Annotated in this window: 21 protein-coding genes; 14 read left to right on the top strand and 7 right to left on the bottom strand. The window is 55.7% G+C overall.

What is annotated here, in order from left to right; translation table 11 throughout:
* The first annotated feature begins 88 nt into the window (after nt 1–88).
* The 4 genes from OCY70_RS18455 (at nt 89) to OCY70_RS18440 (ending at nt 1,692) form a co-directional block, all read left to right on the top strand.
* Nucleotides 89–463, top strand: coding sequence for a CidA/LrgA family protein (locus tag OCY70_RS18455; protein ID WP_213428104.1), 375 nt, complete (start codon nt 89–91; stop codon nt 461–463).
* Nucleotides 460–1,149 carry an LrgB family protein gene (locus tag OCY70_RS18450; RefSeq protein ID WP_197258159.1) on the top strand — a complete coding sequence of 230 codons (690 nt, stop codon included), beginning with the start codon at nt 460–462 and terminating at the stop codon, nt 1,147–1,149. The genes OCY70_RS18455 and OCY70_RS18450 overlap by 4 nt, the downstream gene beginning before the upstream one ends.
* Nucleotides 1,150–1,188: 39 nt before the next feature.
* Entirely contained in the window at nt 1,189–1,356 is a 168-nt protein-coding gene (locus OCY70_RS18445) for a hypothetical protein (RefSeq protein WP_249725034.1), read from the top strand.
* A gap of 105 nt (nt 1,357–1,461) precedes the next feature.
* Nucleotides 1,462–1,692 carry a hypothetical protein gene (locus tag OCY70_RS18440; protein ID WP_249725032.1) on the top strand — a complete coding sequence of 77 codons (231 nt, stop codon included), beginning with the start codon at nt 1,462–1,464 and terminating at the stop codon, nt 1,690–1,692.
* A gap of 461 nt (nt 1,693–2,153) precedes the next feature.
* On the opposite strand, the gene OCY70_RS18435 is transcribed toward OCY70_RS18440, so the two are convergent.
* Nucleotides 2,154–3,359, bottom strand: coding sequence for an IS4 family transposase (locus OCY70_RS18435; RefSeq protein ID WP_261944829.1), 1,206 nt, complete (start codon nt 3,357–3,359; stop codon nt 2,154–2,156).
* Nucleotides 3,360–3,697: 338 nt separating this feature from the next.
* On the bottom strand, nt 3,698–5,056 hold the full coding sequence (locus OCY70_RS18430; protein WP_261945084.1) for an IS1182 family transposase: 1,359 nt from the start codon (nt 5,054–5,056) through the stop codon (nt 3,698–3,700).
* Between the two features lie 410 nt (nt 5,057–5,466).
* On the opposite strand from OCY70_RS18430, the gene OCY70_RS18425 reads away from it, so the two are divergent.
* The 4 genes from OCY70_RS18425 to OCY70_RS18410 all read left to right on the top strand — a co-directional run bounded on the left by OCY70_RS18425 (nt 5,467) and on the right by OCY70_RS18410 (nt 8,281).
* Nucleotides 5,467–6,591: a hypothetical protein gene (locus OCY70_RS18425; RefSeq protein ID WP_213430089.1), complete on the top strand. Its 1,125-nt coding sequence runs from the start codon at nt 5,467–5,469 to the stop codon at nt 6,589–6,591.
* Between the two features lie 323 nt (nt 6,592–6,914).
* Nucleotides 6,915–7,316: a VOC family protein gene (locus tag OCY70_RS18420; RefSeq protein WP_213430090.1), complete on the top strand. Its 402-nt coding sequence runs from the start codon at nt 6,915–6,917 to the stop codon at nt 7,314–7,316.
* Nucleotides 7,317–7,438: 122 nt separating this feature from the next.
* The gene (locus tag OCY70_RS18415; RefSeq protein WP_249725464.1) at nt 7,439–7,639 is read left to right on the top strand and encodes a hypothetical protein; all 201 of its coding nucleotides are present in this window, start codon (nt 7,439–7,441) and stop codon (nt 7,637–7,639) included.
* Nucleotides 7,640–7,867: 228 nt separating this feature from the next.
* Complete coding sequence (locus tag OCY70_RS18410) at nt 7,868–8,281, top strand: thiol-disulfide oxidoreductase DCC family protein (RefSeq protein ID WP_213430091.1); 414 nt, start codon at nt 7,868–7,870, stop codon at nt 8,279–8,281.
* Between the two features lie 147 nt (nt 8,282–8,428).
* Here OCY70_RS18410 and OCY70_RS18405 read toward each other — a convergent pair whose 3' ends face one another.
* Nucleotides 8,429–8,851 (bottom strand): AbrB/MazE/SpoVT family DNA-binding domain-containing protein, encoded by a 423-nt coding sequence (locus OCY70_RS18405; RefSeq protein ID WP_197258165.1) that lies wholly within the window; start codon nt 8,849–8,851, stop codon nt 8,429–8,431.
* A 236-nt stretch (nt 8,852–9,087) separates the two neighbouring features.
* Between OCY70_RS18405 and OCY70_RS18400 the strand changes: the two genes are divergently transcribed.
* Nucleotides 9,088–9,522 (top strand): VOC family protein, encoded by a 435-nt coding sequence (locus tag OCY70_RS18400; protein WP_213430092.1) that lies wholly within the window; start codon nt 9,088–9,090, stop codon nt 9,520–9,522.
* 145 nt (nt 9,523–9,667) lie between these two features.
* Here OCY70_RS18400 and OCY70_RS18395 read toward each other — a convergent pair whose 3' ends face one another.
* Nucleotides 9,668–9,982 (bottom strand): hypothetical protein, encoded by a 315-nt coding sequence (locus tag OCY70_RS18395; RefSeq protein ID WP_213430093.1) that lies wholly within the window; start codon nt 9,980–9,982, stop codon nt 9,668–9,670.
* A gap of 81 nt (nt 9,983–10,063) precedes the next feature.
* Nucleotides 10,064–11,164: a nitric oxide synthase oxygenase gene (locus OCY70_RS18390; protein WP_213430094.1), complete on the bottom strand. Its 1,101-nt coding sequence runs from the start codon at nt 11,162–11,164 to the stop codon at nt 10,064–10,066.
* A 306-nt stretch (nt 11,165–11,470) separates the two neighbouring features.
* Between OCY70_RS18390 and OCY70_RS18385 the strand changes: the two genes are divergently transcribed.
* From OCY70_RS18385 to OCY70_RS18375, 3 genes are read left to right on the top strand one after another with little or no spacing between them, the layout of a single operon-like run.
* Complete coding sequence (locus tag OCY70_RS18385; RefSeq protein WP_213430095.1) at nt 11,471–12,481, top strand: helix-turn-helix transcriptional regulator; 1,011 nt, start codon at nt 11,471–11,473, stop codon at nt 12,479–12,481.
* Nucleotides 12,478–13,146 carry an AlkZ-related protein gene (locus OCY70_RS18380; RefSeq protein ID WP_213430096.1) on the top strand — a complete coding sequence of 223 codons (669 nt, stop codon included), beginning with the start codon at nt 12,478–12,480 and terminating at the stop codon, nt 13,144–13,146. The genes OCY70_RS18385 and OCY70_RS18380 overlap by 4 nt, the downstream gene beginning before the upstream one ends.
* Nucleotides 13,147–13,190: 44 nt before the next feature.
* Nucleotides 13,191–14,093: a hypothetical protein gene (locus OCY70_RS18375; protein ID WP_213430097.1), complete on the top strand. Its 903-nt coding sequence runs from the start codon at nt 13,191–13,193 to the stop codon at nt 14,091–14,093.
* Nucleotides 14,094–14,135: 42 nt separating this feature from the next.
* On the opposite strand, the gene OCY70_RS18370 is transcribed toward OCY70_RS18375, so the two are convergent.
* A complete protein-coding gene (locus OCY70_RS18370) occupies nt 14,136–15,884 on the bottom strand; it encodes an alpha-L-fucosidase (RefSeq protein WP_213430098.1) in 1,749 nt (582 codons plus the stop codon).
* 400 nt (nt 15,885–16,284) lie between these two features.
* On the bottom strand, nt 16,285–16,896 hold the full coding sequence (locus tag OCY70_RS18365) for a LysE/ArgO family amino acid transporter (protein WP_213430109.1): 612 nt from the start codon (nt 16,894–16,896) through the stop codon (nt 16,285–16,287).
* 181 nt (nt 16,897–17,077) lie between these two features.
* Between OCY70_RS18365 and OCY70_RS18360 the strand changes: the two genes are divergently transcribed.
* Nucleotides 17,078–18,079, top strand: coding sequence for an aminotransferase class I/II-fold pyridoxal phosphate-dependent enzyme (locus OCY70_RS18360; protein ID WP_306433967.1), 1,002 nt, complete (start codon nt 17,078–17,080; stop codon nt 18,077–18,079).
* Nucleotides 18,057–18,182, top strand: coding sequence for a hypothetical protein (locus tag OCY70_RS35790; protein WP_306433968.1), 126 nt, complete (start codon nt 18,057–18,059; stop codon nt 18,180–18,182). The genes OCY70_RS18360 and OCY70_RS35790 overlap by 23 nt, the downstream gene beginning before the upstream one ends.
* The last annotated feature ends 33 nt before the right edge of the window (nt 18,183–18,215 follow it).

The raw sequence follows: 18,215 nt of genomic DNA, 5'->3' as shown, positions 1-18,215 counted from the left end.
TGCATCCGGCCCTGGGCGGCACCGGCCCGCTTTGCTACAATGGTAAGGAAAAGAATATCATCGGTAAACTTTATAAGGGTGGTTTTGTATGCTTGGATTTGCGATTTTGCTTGGTTTTCATCTTGTGGGGACCGGATTGCATGCGCTGCTTCATCTGCCGCTTCCGGGGAACGTCATTGGTCTCATCTTATTTCTGATCTCGCTCGGCTTCGGCTGGGTGAAGCTCGAATGGGTGGAGCAGTCGGCCCAGTTCCTGCTTGACCATATGCTCTTGTTTTTCATTCCTTATGTCGTGGGCGTCATCGCTTTCCTTCCGGTGCTGGAATCGCATGGATGGAGCATTGCGGCAGGCATTGTCGGCAGCACGCTGCTCGTCCTGTGGGTGACCGGCTTCACCGCCGCGAAGCTGCAGAAGCCCGCCCGCAAGGAAGTCCGAGTGAACGGGAAGGGGGAGACGGCATGACCGATGTGATCTGGTCGCATCAACCGTTGTTCGGCATCGCTGCCACCATCGTCGTCTATGCGCTGGCCCGGCTGGTCCATTCGCGGGTATCCTGGGTGCATCCGATTCTGTTCTGTTCCGTCGTCCTAATCGGATTCCTCTGGATCGGCGGCATTCCGCTGACCGACTATCAGGTGGGCGCCGATATGCTGTCGCTTCTTCTCGGGCCGGCCACCGTCGCGCTCGGGGTTCCGATCTATAAGCACCGGCATATCGTGAAGCGGCAGTTCAAGGCGATTGTTCTCTCGATTACATGCGGCTCCCTTGTCGGCGTCGTCAGCGTGGCGGCGCTGATGGTCAGTCTCGATGGGGCGCGCGACGTCGTGCTCAGCATGCTTCCGAAGTCGGTAAGCTCTCCGATCGCCGTGGAGATCTCGCGCACGCTCGGCGGCATGCCGGAGCTGTCAGCGGTCTTCACCGTCTTCACGGGCGTCATCGGGAGCATGTTCGGGATGCTGTTCCTCCGGCGGACCGGAATCAAGGACAATGTCTCGCTTGGCTTGGCGATGGGAACGGCCGCGCATGGCTTCGGCACCTCCCGCAGCCTGGCCGAATCGGAGATGCAGGGCACGTTCAGCGGCTTGGCGATGGGGCTGGCCGGCCTCATTACATCGGTGCTGTTCATTCCGCTCTACTTATTTTTGTGATTCGCCCTGGTTCTCATGGCGGCTTGATTTTGACGGCCGTTGACTTATAATTGGGTGCAGCTTGCGGAAAAAGGAGACGGGGAAGAGCATTGGAAAAGGAGAGAATGGAGCAGATCGCGGGGCGGCTGCTTAGAACGTTCCGGCCTGCCGGTGACGATCTCGATTGAGCGGCGGTTCCCGGGACATCGTCTTGTCGGCGGCAAGTAAAGCCTGAATTCCGGCACGATTACGCTGTACTCTGAAGTCATCGCGGCGCAGTGCGTCCAGCTATTCGGCTCGCCTGACCGGGCCGAGAATTATTTTGCCGTCGTCGTGGCCCATGAGCTCGGCCATGCCGCGGACGCCGAACTGGAGAGGCTGTCCGCGGCGATGGATATGGGCGGCACCCCGGCGGATATCCGGCGGATCGCGCTCCGGATCGAAGAGAATGCCTGGGCATATGCGGTGTCATTGCTTCCGGAGATCGATGATGCCTTTATCCAGGCCATTATCGATGAATCGTTAAGAGCGTACCGGGAACCGGACGAGGCGCGACCCGCTTAGCATGGGTACCGGGAACCGGACGAAGCGCATACCGCTAAGCATGACAGAAAGCGTGAGAGGGAGCTTTGTCGTATCATTGAGGCTGTCCCATTATAGGCAGTGCGCAAGGATACGGGACAAGGCGGGATGTACAGATAATATAGAGGCAGGAAGACGGCGGAAGGAAAGCGGCGGAATATGGGCAGGTTGAGACGAGGCTGTGTGACGGAGCTGGTGAAATGAAATCCTGCGTGAGTGCAGGAATTTACGCTCTTTGTGGCCGTATTTGATTAAATTCCTGTAAAAGTGCCACTAGCGTTGCATAGAACCTGACATGAAGAAGACTTTAAACTCCAGATACGGAACTAATAATCATTATTTATATATATTTACAGTTTCTTTTTTCCTAGCAAAGCCAAAAGTCGATCTCCTCCTAAACCATAGGAACATGTTACCATCAAATGTTAATATGCCATTATTACCTATTTAATCACCACTTTAACGGTCTTACATTGCTTTGGGTGTTTTCGTGGTCGACCACCCTTTCGTTTCTTCCGCCTGCCCTTCGAGTGCTTGGTTGGTTTGCGGTGCAGTGCCATCAAAAATTGATCCCACGTTTTATTCATATAGACCCGAAGCAGCTTTAGAAATGACCATAGCGTTTGAGTGGTGTCAGCCTCCTTCCGGACCAACATGACTAAACCATATGCGATGAAGGCTAAAAAAATCTGGTTCCATACTGCCTCTGGATGGAAACTGTACAAATGGACTAAGCTCATATGTTGCTTCATCCATTTAAAGAATAATTCAATCATCCAGCGGCGCCGATAAGTCTCGCAGATTTGGGCTGCGGACTTATCCCAGACATTCGTAAGCACACGGTACTGGCGGTTCTTCTCATCGGTATACTCCACTAACCGGAGCTGGGCTTCTATCACATGGCCTTCTTCATCCTTGTAGCTCACGATCACGTCAGCATCACGCACCACAGGCGTCGTTTCATCGATCTCGTGCTCGCAGATGATCGCCGTCTTGTTGCTTTTCTTAATGCGTGCCACGAAGCGTAGATTATCATCCAGCCACTGCTTATAGTGACCATATGTGATGTACCCGCGATCCAAAACATGAATGGCATCTTTATCGATCACCAGATCCAAAGCCACTTCGCTGTCAGCAACGCCTCGTGTGGAACAAACAATGTTTTCGGGATAGACGGTATCGGGGTCGCAAACAGCAAGTTTGGTGTGGATCTTTACCCCGTTGCTGTGTTTCGAGCAGTAGGCCCATTTTCCAGCGACATCAGGGAGTGTAAGTACCGTTGAATCGACAATGCTCAGTTTCCCGATGCCGGGGATACCCTGCTTCGGATAAAGTTGTTGCAAACGTTGTGTCACTTGAATCCATAGCTGCTGCAACACCGGTAAAGGCAACGCTCTGAGTGTACGTACGAGTTGGGAAGCGCTAATGGATTTCAAGTGGATCGCCTGCTGCAGCTGTTCGTTCGCACGCAACGCGTTGCAGATATCTTCGAGGTCCGTGCGTTTATTCAATTGAGCATCAATGAGTAGTTTGATCGCTCTCACGAGTGTAAACTTTCGTCGATAATTGAAGATTGGGAATTCGTCGTCCGAGAGCTGAATCAAATTTAGGCATTTACAAATGACGGTCTGATCTGGTATATTACCCATGGTCTATTTCTCCTTTTGGTGAGGGATTGGGTAACATGCCTATCCTTCAACATTAGGAGATTTTTTTATGAGTTACCAGATATAATCGATCAATAAATTGAAGAAAAAGTCATTAATGAGAAATATATTTTCATGTCAGGTTTGGTGCAATGCTAGTGTAAAAGTGCATTATTCTCGCCGACTTTTGCTTTCTATCTATGGCAAAGCCTGAAATTCCTGCACTTTTCAGGCTGTTGGAAAACCCCTGTTTTTTACGAAGTAATATCAATGTAATATCATTTCGCTGGGAAAAAGTGGTGTTTGATGAGAGAGAATGGAGGGGGGATGGGGTCTTTGCTTTACCCCGCCCTTCTGGCGAGATGTGTGGCTATCTTTTTTATGTTCTGTGCAGTGGCTGTCATTAGCACTTGCTCCTGCACCTTGTCTCTTCCCCGAAACCGGAAATAGCGAAGTCCATGGAGCACTTTGGCATCCGCGAAACTTCGCTCAATGGTTTGGGCGCGTAGGGCATAAACGGCTTTTCCGCTCTCACTCTGGAAGTTTTGAACTACTTTCTCTTTGTGTTCTTCCCAGATATGCCGTTGTATGGTGCGTTGTTTATTTTTGTTCTCGTTACACTTGCTCAATAATGTACAGGCAGCGCATTGTTTGGGATCGGATTTATAATCTCTGAATCCTTTTCGTGTTGTGGTGCGGTACGTGAGTTCTTGCTGGTTTGGACAGATAAAAACATTCTTTTCTGCATCATAATGAAATTTCTCTTTGGGAAATACACCGTGTTCACGGGTCGAACGCTCTGGAATAACTGCCGTGATGTTTAATTTGTTCGTACGGTAACAAACATAGGCCGTCATGTAACCAGAGTCGAGTGCAACGGCCTCCAGCGACTTTTCCCAGCCAAACTTCTCTATTTGATGTAGTAGACGATCTACATAAACAACCGAATCATTCACATTTCCAGGCGTAACGTAGCAGTCCGTAATCACGTTGTATTTATGATCTACGGTGCGGTGATCTAAATAATGAAACCCTTCCGGTTTTCCATCCCGATTCAGGTTTCCGCTCTCCGGATCTGTTAAGCTAACTTTTTGTTCCTTGGTTTCGGCCTCCTCTTTGGGAGGCAGTGGCTTTTTTCCAAAAGCGACCCGATCCTCATTCACGGCTTGCTCCAGCTCTTGGAGATATTCATAAGGCGTACAAGTGACTTCTCGTTTCTCGTACCGTCCGTTATTGGCATTTGCCTTGATATGCGTGGAGTCGGTAAAGAGCAGCCGACCTCCCACCATGTTGTGCTGAATCGCCTGCTGAACGATATTATCGAAGATATCTTGGAAGATGGTAGTATCCTTAAACCGATTTTTCCGGTTCCAGCTAAAGATCGAATGGTCAGGCGCTTTGCCGGAAAGCCCGAGCCGTAAGAACCACCGAAAAGCCAGGGAATCGTTGACGACTCGCTCCAGTTCTCGCTCTGAGCGAATGTTATACAAGTAGCCGATCAGCAGCATTTTAAAGAACACAATGGGATCCACAGATGGTCGGCCGTTCGACTCGCTGTAGTAAGGACGCACAAGGTCCAAAATAAAGGTAAAATCAATATGTTTATCGATATGACGAAGCAAGTGATCAGGGGCAACCATATGCTCAAGACAAACCAGTTCATAGTCCAGTTGTGGGTTGGGATCATTCGTGTAAAGCATACAAACACCGCGCTTTCCATGGATTATGATAAGAACATTATACCAAATTAACGCGGTGAATGGGTAATTAACATAGACTTTCTCAACACTCTGACTTTTGCAGGATTCCCTATCACGGGCGACACCTCATAATGGAATGCTGTATTTTTGCATTATTTCTGCAAGCCAATCTTGGAGAATGAGGGGGTTGTCTCATCACTGAAGCGAAACACTGCTGATGGGACAGCCCCTATTTTTATGGGCTAGGGAGGCGGCGCCTGTATGAAGAAGCTTGATTTTTTTTGCGGGCGGATGTTTCTGTCGCGTTTGTGACGGGTAAATAGTAAATGGCGTGTCATCCTTTTTGTCAAAGATTCAGAAACTGATCGGAGGGTGACGCGTATTATTTTACATAAAGGAGCTGAAGATGGATGAAAGCAACGTTATGGGCATGGGGAATTCTGCTTGGTTTAAGCCTCCCTACGATCGCCGGGGCAGCCGGCAACTATTCTGCGGAAGAGGCGTTCCGGGATCCGAATACCGGAGCGATCTATTATAACGTAACACGGACAGACGACAAAGGCTTCGATCAGCGCGTCGTCGTCAAGACGACGGATGGGCAATGGAAGCAATGGGACGAGAAGATTCGCCGCATAGTTACGGAGGCGGAACAGAACGAGCCTCTGCTGGACACTACATATCAGGACAGTGTGCTAGGCGGCATGCAGTATGCCTTCGACCCGAATGATCAGGAAGTGGTGAAGGGCAAATGGTTCGAGCCTTCGCCGAACGGGGAATGGGGCCTGCATCAGCGCCGATATACCGTCACCGGCGAGCAGGGCGGAAGAAAAGCGGTATACAGCTATCTGTTGAAAAACAACAAAACCGGCGCAACGAAGGAATGGCTGCGGACGAATCAATACGCGCAGGCCACCTGGCTGCATGACAACCGCATCGTATACAGCCATATCAGCGAGAAAGCGAAGCAGGAAGAAATTCTCGTCTATAATCCGGCGAACGGCAAGACGGAAAGAGTGGTGCTCGGCAATCTGAAGGGGATTCATCCGGAATCCGGCCTGATCGTCTACTCGGAGAACAAGCCGGAGCGGCCGCTGTTCCTGTATGACTTAAGCAAGGGCGTATCGAAGCCGATCAAGGATTGGGCGGAAGCGGAGACGTATTTGCCGAAGCCGGCGGAAGCAAGAGATGCGACGGCCGATCTGCCCGAGGATTTCGACCTGGATGCGATTCCGGTCGAGAAGCTGCCGGTGAAGGTCCGTGCGGCTTATACGGTGGTGCTTGACGAGGCGAAGGTCGGCGTGCCTGTCGCGTTCGAGGAGCAGGGGCGGATGCGCATTCCGCTGAAGCCGCTCGCGGAGAGCCTCGGCTGGAGCATAGCGAAGCTGCAGGCGAAGGCTCCCGATTACCGGTTCAAGGTTACGAACGGAAGCAAGTCGGTCGTGCTGAACAGCGGCAATAGCCTGCTGCAAGAAGGATCGCTGTATATTACGCCGGAGATTATCGGCAAGCTCGGTTACAAGTCGGTTCAGGTCTAGGAAGTCAAATCCTGAAGCGGCATACAGAATGAGCAGAGCGTCCCAACGCGGTTGGGGCGCTTTGTGGCATGCGCGATCGGGTATACGTTTTCAGCTTCCCCTGTCTTGATAAAGAGGGCAAAAGCTTGTTGATCGGATCACCTGAGCCTGATGCCGGTGCGGGCCGCGGGGCAAAATTTACATGGGGCCAATTTACGGTATGATGAAAGGGCGGCAGAACGAAGGCTGGCCGGACTTGAAAACCACGCTGCAATAGCTTGCCGTTGTGCCGTTGACCTCCGCATGCAGTATCGAATCCGATTCAGAAATGGAGATGACTTGGGATGCAAAAAATTACGACCTTTCTTATGTTCGATGGACAGGCTGAAGAGGCGATGAGTTTCTACACCTCTTTGTTCGCAGATGGAGAGATTGTGAGCCTCGTTCGCCATGACGGCAGCGGGGGAGGTGCGGAAGGGAAAGTGCTGCACGCGGTCTTTACGCTGAGCGGACAGACGTTCATGTGCATTGACAGCGCCGTGAAGCATGAGTTTACTTTTACACCATCGATGTCGCTGTTCGTGAACTGCGAGAGCGAGCCGGAAATCGATGAGCTGTATGCCAAGCTGTCGGCAGGCGGGCAAGTGCTGATGCCGCTGGCTCCTTCGCCGGCAAGCAAGAAATTCGGGTGGGTCAATGACAAATTCGGCGTCTCCTGGCAGTTGAATCTGGCCGACAACGGATAATCATAGCGGGATCGGGGATTGGGTGACTGACTCTGATCTCTTTTCTTTCACTTTGTGATATATTTCACATATTATAATCCAAATTCATGTTATAGTAGAACCATAAAGAAGAGGGAGTGAGAATGATGAGAACCTTCAAAACATTCGACGTTCAGAATCATGCCGATAACGTAACCCGCAACTACCTCCAGCTGTGCTATATGTGCGACGACAATCACCGCTGCACGACAGAGAACGAGTGCAAGCAATGCTGGGAGGAGAACGGTGCCGTTCCGGAGCAACAAGACGACACTCGGGATTTGCTGCAAGCTTACTATGCGTAATCGAGGCTGGATCAAGAAATGATAGCTTTGCACACCCAGCTATGTGAAAAGAATAACTTTCCAATTGCGATTCACCCCTTATGAAGGCCAACCTTTGCGTTTCCGCCAGAGGATTGGCCTTTTTTACTGCTCTTGGAGCCGGAAAGGGACGAGCCGCTCGGGGCGTGGCGCACCGCTTGAAGAAAGTGATACAATAGAAGGAAATGAGCAACGAAAGGAAGGAGCCCGATGCGCCAACGGAAGCAGCTTGAAGTATACTACGATGAATGGTGTCCGTTATGTGCCGGAATCCGGCGCCGTCTGGAACGATGGGATTGGCTTCATGCGCTCCGGTTCCGATCGATCCGCGACGGGCAGGCGGTATCCGATATGGTGCCGCGGGGAATCTCGCCGGATGCGTTGGAGGCGCGGATGCATGTCCGATGCACCGAAAGCGGGAAGATTGATTCCGGAATCGCCGCCGTGCTCCGGCTGTGCTCCCGTGTGCCGCTGCTTATGGTATTATGTCCTGCGGTCTGGGTGTCGATCAAGCTTGGCTTCGGCGAACGATTGTACGATTGGATCGCGTCCCGGAGGATGATCGTGCCTGCGGGCGGGTGTCTTGAGGATGGCTGTAATCTGGAGCGGAGGACATCTTCGTAACGTCTTGCCGGCCGGCGGGAGACGAATGGGGATAGGGAAGATAAGACTGCGGCTCCAGACGCACTCCTTGCGGGAAGCAAAGAGGACGCATGGAGCCGCGCGAAGGTAAGACTAGACTCGAAGATAACGCTTTCTTTTCGTTGCAGCTTACATTTCCTTTTTTAATTGGCTGATCCTTCCTTGGCTTACGCCGAGGATTTTGGCGAGTTCCTTCTGGCTTGCTCCAGGATACTCTTCGAATGCTTCTCGGAGACGCTGGATCAGTTCGGACGTTTTGGCTCGCTTCTTGGCCTGGGGCTGAGGGGCAATAGGTGCCAAGTCTTGGGCTCCGGCGAGTTCCTTCAGGCAGGAAGAGCAAATGAATTGATCCTTGTAGTAAGTCACACTTTCCATACTCCGGCAGAAAGTGCATTCCGTCGAAGTATATTTCCGCAGTACGAGGATATGATCATCCAGCACAAAAAACTCCACTGCATCTCCAATCTCAATGTTTCGCGCGTTGCGAATTTCAACCGGAATAACAATGCGGCCAAGGCTATCTAAGCTACGAATCATACCCGTGTCCTTCATTAGGCACCCCTCTCGCTTTTGGCTATCATTTTTTAATAGTATAACAAATAAATGATGGTAAAAAAAGGCTTATTATCCTGTCAAAAAATGCTATTTATCGACAAAAAAATATAGTTCTTTATGCATCGGTCTGGCTCCATGCCCGCAAGATGAGGAGGAGCGACTGACGGGATCAGGGCATGAGAGGGGAACTGTTCGGGCAAAGTAATCCTATGCAAATAAGGAGGAGGATGGGTATGAAAGCAAAGATTACCCCTTATCTCGTGTTCCGGGGCGAGGCGGAAGAAGCGATGAACTATTATTTGGACGCGTTCGGTTCAGGCGAGATCGTCTCGATGAACCGCTATGGCGAGGCCAGAAATAATGTGGAGTGGAGCATCGCGGAGGAGGACTGCGACAAGCTCATTCACGGAGAATTTATCGTCGGCGGCCAGACGCTCTATTGTGCCGACAGCACGGAAGCCGGGCAGCTTGAGGAGGAGCAACGCGTCCATCTGACGATTGCCTGCAGCGGCGAGGAGGAAATAAACCGGCTGTACGAGCGGTTGTCTGCAGGGGGAAGCATTCTGATGCCATTGCAAATGACGTTCTGGCAATCGAAGTTCGCGGTTGTCGTGGATCGATTCGGCATTGTCTGGCAGCTGGACTTGCCGCAGCATTCCTCCTCTTGAAGGGGGAATATGGGCTGAACGGGGAGGGAAAATGGGCATATGCCGCTAATCCGCGGCACTATAGTTTACATAATATATATTACGTAATCTTATAGGGCATAAGCATGGCCGGGCAGTCGGAGCTTGCCCGGCCAATTGACCATCTTTATTGCATATGCTCAGCGATGAAGGTCAGCTCCTTCTCGGCAACCGTATCGGACGATGCGGTTATCGTATACATCACGGTTTGTTCGTCCGCGCTCTCGATCCATTGCAGCATCTTTGTCTGTCCCTTCTCGCCCAGCAGGTTCCCTGCGCTCGTGCCGTAGAACCCATCCACGCCGCGGATCGAGACCTTCTTCAGATCGTTCATGCCGCTGGTGCTGATTTTGACATTGACCTGATCGTCACCCTTGGAGAACAACTGATAACGAACTTCGATCTGATCGCCAGGCGCATTGGCGTAAAATATGAGTGCCATATGAGTGCCATAGCTGAGGTGACAAAAAGCCCGAAGAACCGCTCTCCGGGCTTGTACAGAGTTAAATCTCTCTGTGGAAGTTCAATAGGGCGCCGCCTGATAGGCGAAGAGCGGGGATACTTCTTCGTTGCTGTACGATTGGTGGAAAATATGCGTCGCCGCAGGCGACATCGGCGGTATCAGCCACGTCCAATCGCCGGTCAGGGGACGGTTCGCTTCCGCCTCCTGCTGCTCGAAGCGCTTGAACTGCTGGGCCGCCGTATGATGATCGACGATGCTGACGCCGGCTTCCTTGAAAGAGTGCAGCACGGCCGCATTCAGCTCGACCAAGGCCCGATCTTTCCATAGGGTCGCATTGGAAGCGGTGTTCAACCCCATGCGCGCCGCGATGGCAGGCAGTTGATGATAGCGCTGCTCATCCGCCAGATTGCGGGCGCCGATCTCCGTGCCCATGTACCAGCCGTTGAACGGAGCCGCTTTGTAGTCAATTCCGCCGATCTCGAGCCGCATATCCGCAATGATCGGCACCGCATACCAGCGGAGACCCAGCTCTGGGAACCAGGCGTATTCCGGATGCGTCAGCGGGACCTGCAGCACTTCCTCCGGCGCCAGCTCCACCCATTGCGGCGGTTCGCTGCCGGCCTGAACGACCAGGGGCAGGATGTCGAACGGGGTGCCCGCGCCCTGCCAGCCCAGCGATTCGCAGATCCGGGTGAAGCGGAGCGAATGCGGATCGCCCCAGCGGCGGCCGTCTTTGTCATAGCCCGCATAGCGGATTAACTGGTGGTTCCAGATCCTAATCGGCTCGCGGCCGGGCTCGTCCGCCCGGAACACCGTCACCGTCGGCCGGATCTTGCCTCCATTGGTAGCGAAGGCGATATGCCTGCGCAGCGCTTGCAGCACTTCATCGGCCGTGGACGCTTCCCGCTCGTCGATGACCTGCAGGGACGGCCAGAACAAGCGGCCGATGCACCGGTTGCTGTTGCGCCACGCCATCTTGGCGCCATGCTCCAATTCCTCGAAGGTATGCGCATAGGTGCCCCGGGAGGCGACCTCCCGCTCAATCTCGCTCATGCGCCGCTTTACCGCCGCCGCATCCTTGCCGAGCTCTTGGTAGCAGCGTGCGATGAAGCTGGCCGCCGCCTCGATAAGCTTGTCTTCCCGTGTTCGTGTGTCCGTCATATCTATTGCTGTCCTTCCTTCAATCCGTCGTCAATACCTTCAGCATATCATACCCGCTGCTTCGATCTTTCGGCCGTTTCCGACATTTTCTTTACGGCTTCCGCAGCGGCGGATGGACTGCCCAAGGCAGGCGGCGGGTGCAGGCCCAAGGGGAGCAAGCGCCCGCAGGCAGGGGAGCATGACACCGGTTCGCGTTGCTCATGGATTCAGCTTATTGGTGACGTGCAAGCTGTCACCAATGCCGTGATATAATGCAGACATCAGCAGCGAAAAGAACACCGCGAGAATCGGAAGGAGGAATCCGGCATGAAACGTTCGGACCGTCTGGCCGCCATTGTGATGGCCCTGCAAACGGGGACGGAGACCGCCCGGTCGCTGGCCGACAAGTTCGAGGTATCCAAGCGAACGATATTGCGCGACATGCAGGCTTTGAGCGAGATGGGGGTTCCCTTCTACGCCGCGAGCGGGCCGGTCGGAGGATACCGGCTGATGGATGGCTATAAGCTCCCGCCCTTGCAGTTCAGTCCGTTGGAGGCGATGACGGTCTTGTGCGCGCTCCAGGGCATGACCCAGCTTGCCGATACGCCGTTCAACGCGGAACGGTGGAGCGCCCTGGACAAAATCAAGCAGGCGCTCCCCCTTCAGGTGAGGAGCGAAATCGAGCCGGTGCTGGACAAGCTGATCTTGTCGATGCCGAGGCGGAATTACCGGGTCCCGATGCTGAACCGGCTTATGGAGTGCGCGGCTGAAGGCATCTGGATTCGGGCCCATTACCGCTCGGCCAGCCAGACGCGCTGGCTGCGGCTCCGGCCGCTGCGCATCGTGAGCGCGCACGGCTTCTGGTATTGCGAAGCCTTCTCCCTCGAACATGGAGAAGAGCGGACCTTCCGGGTCGATCGGTTCCGGGAGATCGAGGGGATGGAAGCGGCGGCGGAGCTGGAAGCGGCCCGGCTGAAGCGCAGCCGCGTCAAGAAGACGCGGGAGGCCGGCGGGGACGAGATACCTATCCGTGCCCGCTTGACGTACCGCGGCGCTCTCCTGGCCGAGCAGGACGAGCATATTGGCGATCAAGTGGTCCAGATCGGGGAAGAGGAGTGGGAGGTCGAATTTGCTTGTCCGCGAAGCGAATGGGCATGGGCGGTCCGCTTCTTCTACGGGCTGGGGCCCGACGCAGAAGTGCTTGCGCCGCCAGCGCTCCGCCGGGAAATCCGTGAGCGGGCCGGATGCATGTGCGAACGGTATGCGGCGGATGAGCCCGCCGGGGAGCGCAAGGTTGAACAGACTACGAAGGAGGAAGAAAGAGGAAGCAGCCAATGATAATAGATACATACGAAGAAGCGATCGAGGTCGTCCGCGCCTGCGGGATCCTGCCGCTGGCGCCCTTAATTCCGGACTATCCCTCTCTTTCCGGCATTACGCTGCCCGAGCGCTGGCATTCCGATACGGAACTGGATCCTTGGCGCTGGCGCGTCCGGTTCCCCGGCGACGGCGTCGCGGCCTACGGCAAGTTCGTGAAGAAGAAGGCGATCTTTGTCGCCACCGATCTGATTCCTTCCGTGAAGATGCTGCTCGGAAGCAGCCGCAGCATCGCGGAGCGGTACGGCGATGGCCTCGTGTCGAAGGCCGCCAAGGAGGTCTATGCGAAGATCGAGGAGGAGCAGGGGATCGAGACGCGCGCGCTGCGCGCCGCGGCCGGCATGAAGGCCAAGGAGAGCAAGAAGGAATTCGATCAGGCATTGGCGGAGCTGCAATCCGGACTCGATATCGTCATCTCCGGCGTCAGGGCGCCCCGGAATGAGGCAGGCGAGGTGAACGGCTGGAACAGCACCTGCTTCGAGACGCTGGAGCATTGGATGGAGGGCGCAGGGATTCCGTTGGCGCCGATGTCCGCCGATGAGGCAAGAAGCCGCCTGCAAGCGCGGTTGCAGCGGAACAGCAGTCCCCAGGCGATGGTTTACTTCGCGAAATTGTTCGGCTTTTGAACAATATTATTAATCACATTAAATATTTAAGGAGGTTTATTAAGATGGAGAAAAAATCTGGCTTGGAAGCTGCCGCCTCATTTCTTTATGCCAACGGCCGGCTGCTGGATCGGCGCCGCTTCGAGTATCATTTTGCGGGCGGCCGCGCCGAGGATGTGCTGGCAGCGCTGCGGGCATATCAGAATGAGGATGGCGGGTTCGGCCATGCGCTGGAACCCGATATCCGCTGTCCGCACAGCCAGCCGGTGCCGACGGAGATGGCGTTGGCGCTTATGGACGAGATCGGCGTCATGGATGCGGACATCATGGCGGGCATCGCGCGGTACTTGCGCAGCATCTCCGTTCCGGACACCGGCGGCTTCCCGCTCGCGTTCCGGACGGTGAATGATTATCCGCATGCCCCGTGGTGGACGATCGAGGATGACAGCCGCGCCTCGCTCAACCCGACCGGAAGGATTATCGGCCTGATTATGAAGCAGCCCGGGCTGGAAGAGGTCAGGGAAGCGGACTGGTTCCGCCAAGCCGCCGAGTTCGTATGGAGCCGCATCGGACAGCCCGATCTTCACGGCTACCATGATCTGATTCAGTGCGTCACCTTCCTGGAGCATGTCCCGGATCGGGACAGGGCGGAACCGCTGCTGGAGCAATTGAATCGCGTCCTGCAGCATCCGGGCGTCATCGAGCTGGATCCGCATGCGGAAGGCTATGTGCACAAGGCGCTGGACTGGGCTCCGGCGCCAGAGAGCTACTGCGCGCGGTGCATCAGCCCGGAGGACTTCCGCCGGCATCTGGACGCATTGGAGGAGGGGCAGCAGGAGGACGGCGGCTGGACGATGAGCTGGCCGGCGGTCAGCGCGGCCTGCGAGCTCGAATGGCGCGGCAGCGTCACGGTTGCCCGCTTGCTGACGCTTCGCAGCTTCGGCAGACTGCCCCGCTCCTCATCATAACGGCGGCGTCCCCCGCCTTGAGCGGGCAGGGGACGAACGATGCTATCGCTGCTGCGTCGCGATCCGTTCCAGCAGGACGGAACGCAGCTTGACTTTGTCCGCCTGCCAGATCCCGGTGAACTTCGGATCGCGCTCCTTGATGAGACGGGAGGTCAGCGTCAGCTCATAGGTGCCGGGAGCCGGAATGAAGACTTCCGCCAGACGGGAATGGACCTCCTTGTAAGGATGCTGGCATGCCGGGGATTCGCTCACGATCGCATCTTCCTGCGGCACCGTCTCGATCGTCTCTCCGGCGAATGTGAGCCGAATGCCATCGGCATAGGAATCGGCGAGCGCCGCGTCGATACGCTTGAAGCTGATGAGCGAGAGGGAATAGGCGCCAGGCTCGGTAACCGCGATGTCCCAGACTGCGCGCCGCGCCGCCGCGTTCCCGTCGCCGAGGCCGTCCGCCTCCGTCACGTCTCCTGTCGTAACGTCCACCTTCAGCATGCCGGACGGGAGCACCGTGAATCCGGTATCGAGATCGTTCACGTCTTCGACTTCGAGCACGATGACGGATACCGCCCGATCCGGGGCCATGTCCGGGAGGGACACGGATAACGCATGCCGTTCCGTGCCGCCATGATAGGTGTGGGTGAGGGGAAGCTCTCTTTTCAACGGATCGGCGAGCGGGTACGCCTTGATGACGCGGCTGCGCATCCCTTGCAGCTTCAACGGGCCGCGCGGCCACTTGTCATTGAATACGTGCAGGTAGAGGCGCCCCGGCTTCGCGGTCACGGCTCCCCAATCGAACTCATACGGGAAGGGGCTCGCCGATGTTCCGTAGATCGCTTCCGCATTCCGTTCCGTCCACGCCCCGATCTGGCGCAGCCGTTCCGCCGCCGGCTCCGGTATCGTTCCTTTCGGCGAAGGACCGACATTCAACAGCAGATTTCCGCCCTTGCTGACAATGGTGACCAGCTTGCGAATGAGGGAGTCGGCCGGCTTCCATGCTTGATCCTTCGGACAGTATCCCCATGACTCATTCATGGTCATCGGCGTCTCCCACGGCCGGCATTCCTCTCCGTACATGGGCGTCTCATTGTCGCCCTTGGATTGATAATCGCCCATTCCCCGGTAAGGGCTGACCCGGCTGTTAATGAGGCAATCCGGCTGAAGGCGGCGCACATGGGCAACGATGTCCTCGCTGTCTTTCTTCGACAGCCCGCCCGCCGTATCGAACCAGATGAGGCCGATCGGGCCGTATTCGGTGAGCAGCTCTTTGATTTGCGGCTTCACGAGCTCATTCCAATACATATCGAATTGCTTCTCTTCCATTTTGTAATCCCAAATGTTGTTGGCGAATTGATGCACCGAGTGCGGATGGTGCCAGTCGATGACATGCGAATAATAGAAGCAGAGGCGGAGGCCTTCCTCCTGGCAGGCCTCCGCCAGCTCCTTCATCGGATCGCGCTTGAACGGCGTCGCATCGACGATATTGAACGGTTCGGCCTGGGAACCGAACATCGCGAACCCGTCATGATGCTTGGCTGTAATCACGATATACTTCATGCCCGCCTGCCCGGCCAGCCGGACCCATTCCTTCGCGTTGAAGCGCACGGGATTGAATTGCTCTGCCAGCGATTCATATTCGGCGACCGGTATTTTCGATCCGTACATATGCCATTCGCCTTCTCCGGGAAGGGCATACAGTCCCCAATGAATGAACATGCCGAACTTCGCTTCTGTCCACCAGCTCATCCGCTCTGCCTGCTTGCGATTCGACTGTTGAACCGCCCCTGCCACATTCATTCCACCGCCTCCTTGACATTGGATTAGGCACCGTACGGGCATGAATGCCGATTGAGATGCCCTCTTTCCCTCATACCTATTAGCTCTCCGCCGGTCTCATCACTGCTGCGTCGCCAGGCCCGGACCATTTGGGTTCGATTCTCCGCACAGACTCTGCGCATTTCATCTTCTGGCCGGCCTAAGTTCCATGCGTTCCTTCGCGACAAGTTCGGCGAATTTCTGACGACACCGGAGGATACGAATACATTTCTGAGGAAAATCGAAGACGAGTACAGCGCAATCCTTAAGGAGCAGGCCGCGGCGCAATAGAGGGACGGCACGCGGCGCAGTCCCTGCGCCGGGCCCTGGCTGGTTGAGAGGAGGCGAGAGGACCGTTCCTGCTCGCCCGGCCGGGGCCGTATTACCCCTTCAGCATCGTCAGCAACATATAGGCGGCCATTCCCCATATCAAGACGGCCGATCCTTTGTTCAGCCAAGCCAGGCGCTGGCCCGTCGTATCCAGATTGCGCAGCACCCTGCCGGCGATCGCCAGGGAGATGAACCATAACCAGGATACAAGCACGGCAGCGGCGGCAAAAATAACCCGCTCCGTTCCAGCATACTGCAATGAGCTCGTGCCGATGACCCCGATCGTGTCCATAATCGCGTGCGGGTTCAACAGCGAGACCGAAGCGGTAAAGATCATTTGCCGCTTGATCGTATCCGCGCGATGCTGCTGCACGCCGTCTCCGGCCGTCTTCCACAGACTATACCCGATATAGAGGAGAAACAGAAAGCCGGCGGCGAACAGCACATTTTTCAGCCAGATCCATTGGAGGAGCAGCAGCGACACGCCTTGCACCGCCAGCACGATGAGCAGCGTATCGCACAAGGAGGCGGTAATAACGGCCGGCGCCGCCTTCCACAGCCGGGTATGCAGCGCCCCCTGATTGAAGATGAACACGTTCTGAACGCCTAACGGCAGTATCAGTCCGAATGCCAGCAATACACCATGTACAAAAGGTTCCCACATCTGTTCCATTCTCTTCCTTCCTGTTGCTTGTTGCGTCTTGCGCAGGACAAGGTCAAGCATACCTGCCCGGCTTCGGGTTGTCACCGACCATTTGGTTGTGTCCGAGCCCAACCACAAAAGCTATAATGGAAGCGATGCGCAGGCTTGCGGCCTGCGGACGGGCAGGGAAGGAGAGCGGCCGATGCCGAATGCATATAAGACGGGCTGGAAGCCGGATCCCCGGCTTCCGCTGCCCATCTACAGACAGATCGAGCAATATGTTCAAGGGAAGATTGGCAGCGGCGAATGGAGCATCGGCATGAAGCTTCCGCCGCAGCGGACGCTGGCCGAAGTCTTCGGCGTCAATCGAAGCACGGTCGTAACCGCGATGGAGGCGCTGATGGCGGATGGGTGGATTGAAGGCCGGGGCCGGGGCGGAACCCGGGTCGTCGGCATTCCCGACGAGCGTGCCCGGCGCCCGATGAACCTCCCGGATTGGAACGCCTACGTCGAAGAAGGGGCGCATTACCCGAATCTGCCGATGATCCAGACCATTAACCGGCTGGAGTTCGATCCGGATATCATCCGGCTCGGCACCGGCGAATTATCGCCCGAGCTTCTGCCGCAGGAGCAGATCCGCGAGCTGTTCGCTTCCTTGGCGGAGCGGCCCGTATCCCTCGGCTACGAGCAGCCGCAAGGGGATGAGGAGCTGAGGCGGCTGCTCAGCCGGGAGTTATCCCGCCAAGGAATCCAGGCGTCGCCGTCGTCCATTCTCATCGTCTCCGGAGCGCTGCAGCTCATCTCGGCCGGGCTGCTGGAGCGCCAATCGGCCATCCTGCTGGAGAAGCCGTCTTACTTATATTCGATTCATGCCTTCCAATCCGCGGGCATGAAGCTGATTGGCCTGCCGATAGACGAGGCGGGGGTGCGGCTGTCCGAGCTGGAGCGGTGCTGGCGGCGGCCAAAATGTGGTTCGCGTCCGCATGCATGTGCCGCATCTGAACTATATACGCACGCGGCTGCGGGAGCGGCGCGACGCCATGCTGGCGCTGCTGGAGGCCCATTGGCCGGATTTCGCCGACTGGTCGAGGCCGGAGGGGGGCTTCTATGTCTGGGTCAGCCGGAAATCGCCCATTCCGGTGCAGCGGCTGTTCAACCAGGCCTTGAAGCATGGCATCTTATTGAACCCCGGGGTACTGTATGACCGTTCCGCCGTCCGGCAGCTTCGCTTGTCCTATGCCTATGCGTCGCTGCCTGAGCTGGAGCATGCGCTCAAGCTGCTTCCGCAGTTGATTCGCAGCCGCTAAACGGAATCTTGAAGATATAAACATAATTAATAT

The organism is Paenibacillus melissococcoides (genome assembly GCA_944800085.1).
GTDB classification, from domain to species: Bacteria; Bacillota; Bacilli; order Paenibacillales; family Paenibacillaceae; genus Paenibacillus_B; species Paenibacillus_B melissococcoides.
Note: the sequence above shows the minus strand (reverse complement) of the source record. Positions and strands in the feature narration are given on the sequence as shown.

Excerpts from the sequence above, each read along its gene's own strand:
- OCY70_RS18455 (WP_213428104.1), top strand. The coding sequence starts at position 89 with ATGCTTGGATTTGCGATTTTGCTTGGTTTTCATCTTGTGGGGACCGGA.
- OCY70_RS18450 (WP_197258159.1), top strand. The coding sequence starts at position 460 with ATGACCGATGTGATCTGGTCGCATCAACCGTTGTTCGGCATCGCTGCC.
- OCY70_RS18435 (WP_261944829.1), bottom strand. The coding sequence starts at position 3,359 with ATGGGTAATATACCAGATCAGACCGTCATTTGTAAATGCCTAAATTTG.
- OCY70_RS18430 (WP_261945084.1), bottom strand. The coding sequence starts at position 5,056 with ATGCTTTACACGAATGATCCCAACCCACAACTGGACTATGAACTGGTT.
- OCY70_RS18425 (WP_213430089.1), top strand. The coding sequence starts at position 5,467 with ATGAAAGCAACGTTATGGGCATGGGGAATTCTGCTTGGTTTAAGCCTC.
- OCY70_RS18420 (WP_213430090.1), top strand. The coding sequence starts at position 6,915 with ATGCAAAAAATTACGACCTTTCTTATGTTCGATGGACAGGCTGAAGAG.
- OCY70_RS18415 (WP_249725464.1), top strand. The coding sequence starts at position 7,439 with ATGATGAGAACCTTCAAAACATTCGACGTTCAGAATCATGCCGATAAC.
- OCY70_RS18410 (WP_213430091.1), top strand. The coding sequence starts at position 7,868 with ATGCGCCAACGGAAGCAGCTTGAAGTATACTACGATGAATGGTGTCCG.
- OCY70_RS18405 (WP_197258165.1), bottom strand. The coding sequence starts at position 8,851 with ATGAAGGACACGGGTATGATTCGTAGCTTAGATAGCCTTGGCCGCATT.
- OCY70_RS18400 (WP_213430092.1), top strand. The coding sequence starts at position 9,088 with ATGAAAGCAAAGATTACCCCTTATCTCGTGTTCCGGGGCGAGGCGGAA.
- OCY70_RS18395 (WP_213430093.1), bottom strand. The coding sequence starts at position 9,982 with ATGGCACTCATATTTTACGCCAATGCGCCTGGCGATCAGATCGAAGTT.
- OCY70_RS18390 (WP_213430094.1), bottom strand. The coding sequence starts at position 11,164 with ATGACGGACACACGAACACGGGAAGACAAGCTTATCGAGGCGGCGGCC.
- OCY70_RS18385 (WP_213430095.1), top strand. The coding sequence starts at position 11,471 with ATGAAACGTTCGGACCGTCTGGCCGCCATTGTGATGGCCCTGCAAACG.
- OCY70_RS18380 (WP_213430096.1), top strand. The coding sequence starts at position 12,478 with ATGATAATAGATACATACGAAGAAGCGATCGAGGTCGTCCGCGCCTGC.
- OCY70_RS18375 (WP_213430097.1), top strand. The coding sequence starts at position 13,191 with ATGGAGAAAAAATCTGGCTTGGAAGCTGCCGCCTCATTTCTTTATGCC.
- OCY70_RS18370 (WP_213430098.1), bottom strand. The coding sequence starts at position 15,884 with ATGAATGTGGCAGGGGCGGTTCAACAGTCGAATCGCAAGCAGGCAGAG.
- OCY70_RS18365 (WP_213430109.1), bottom strand. The coding sequence starts at position 16,896 with ATGTGGGAACCTTTTGTACATGGTGTATTGCTGGCATTCGGACTGATA.
- OCY70_RS18360 (WP_306433967.1), top strand. The coding sequence starts at position 17,078 with ATGCCGAATGCATATAAGACGGGCTGGAAGCCGGATCCCCGGCTTCCG.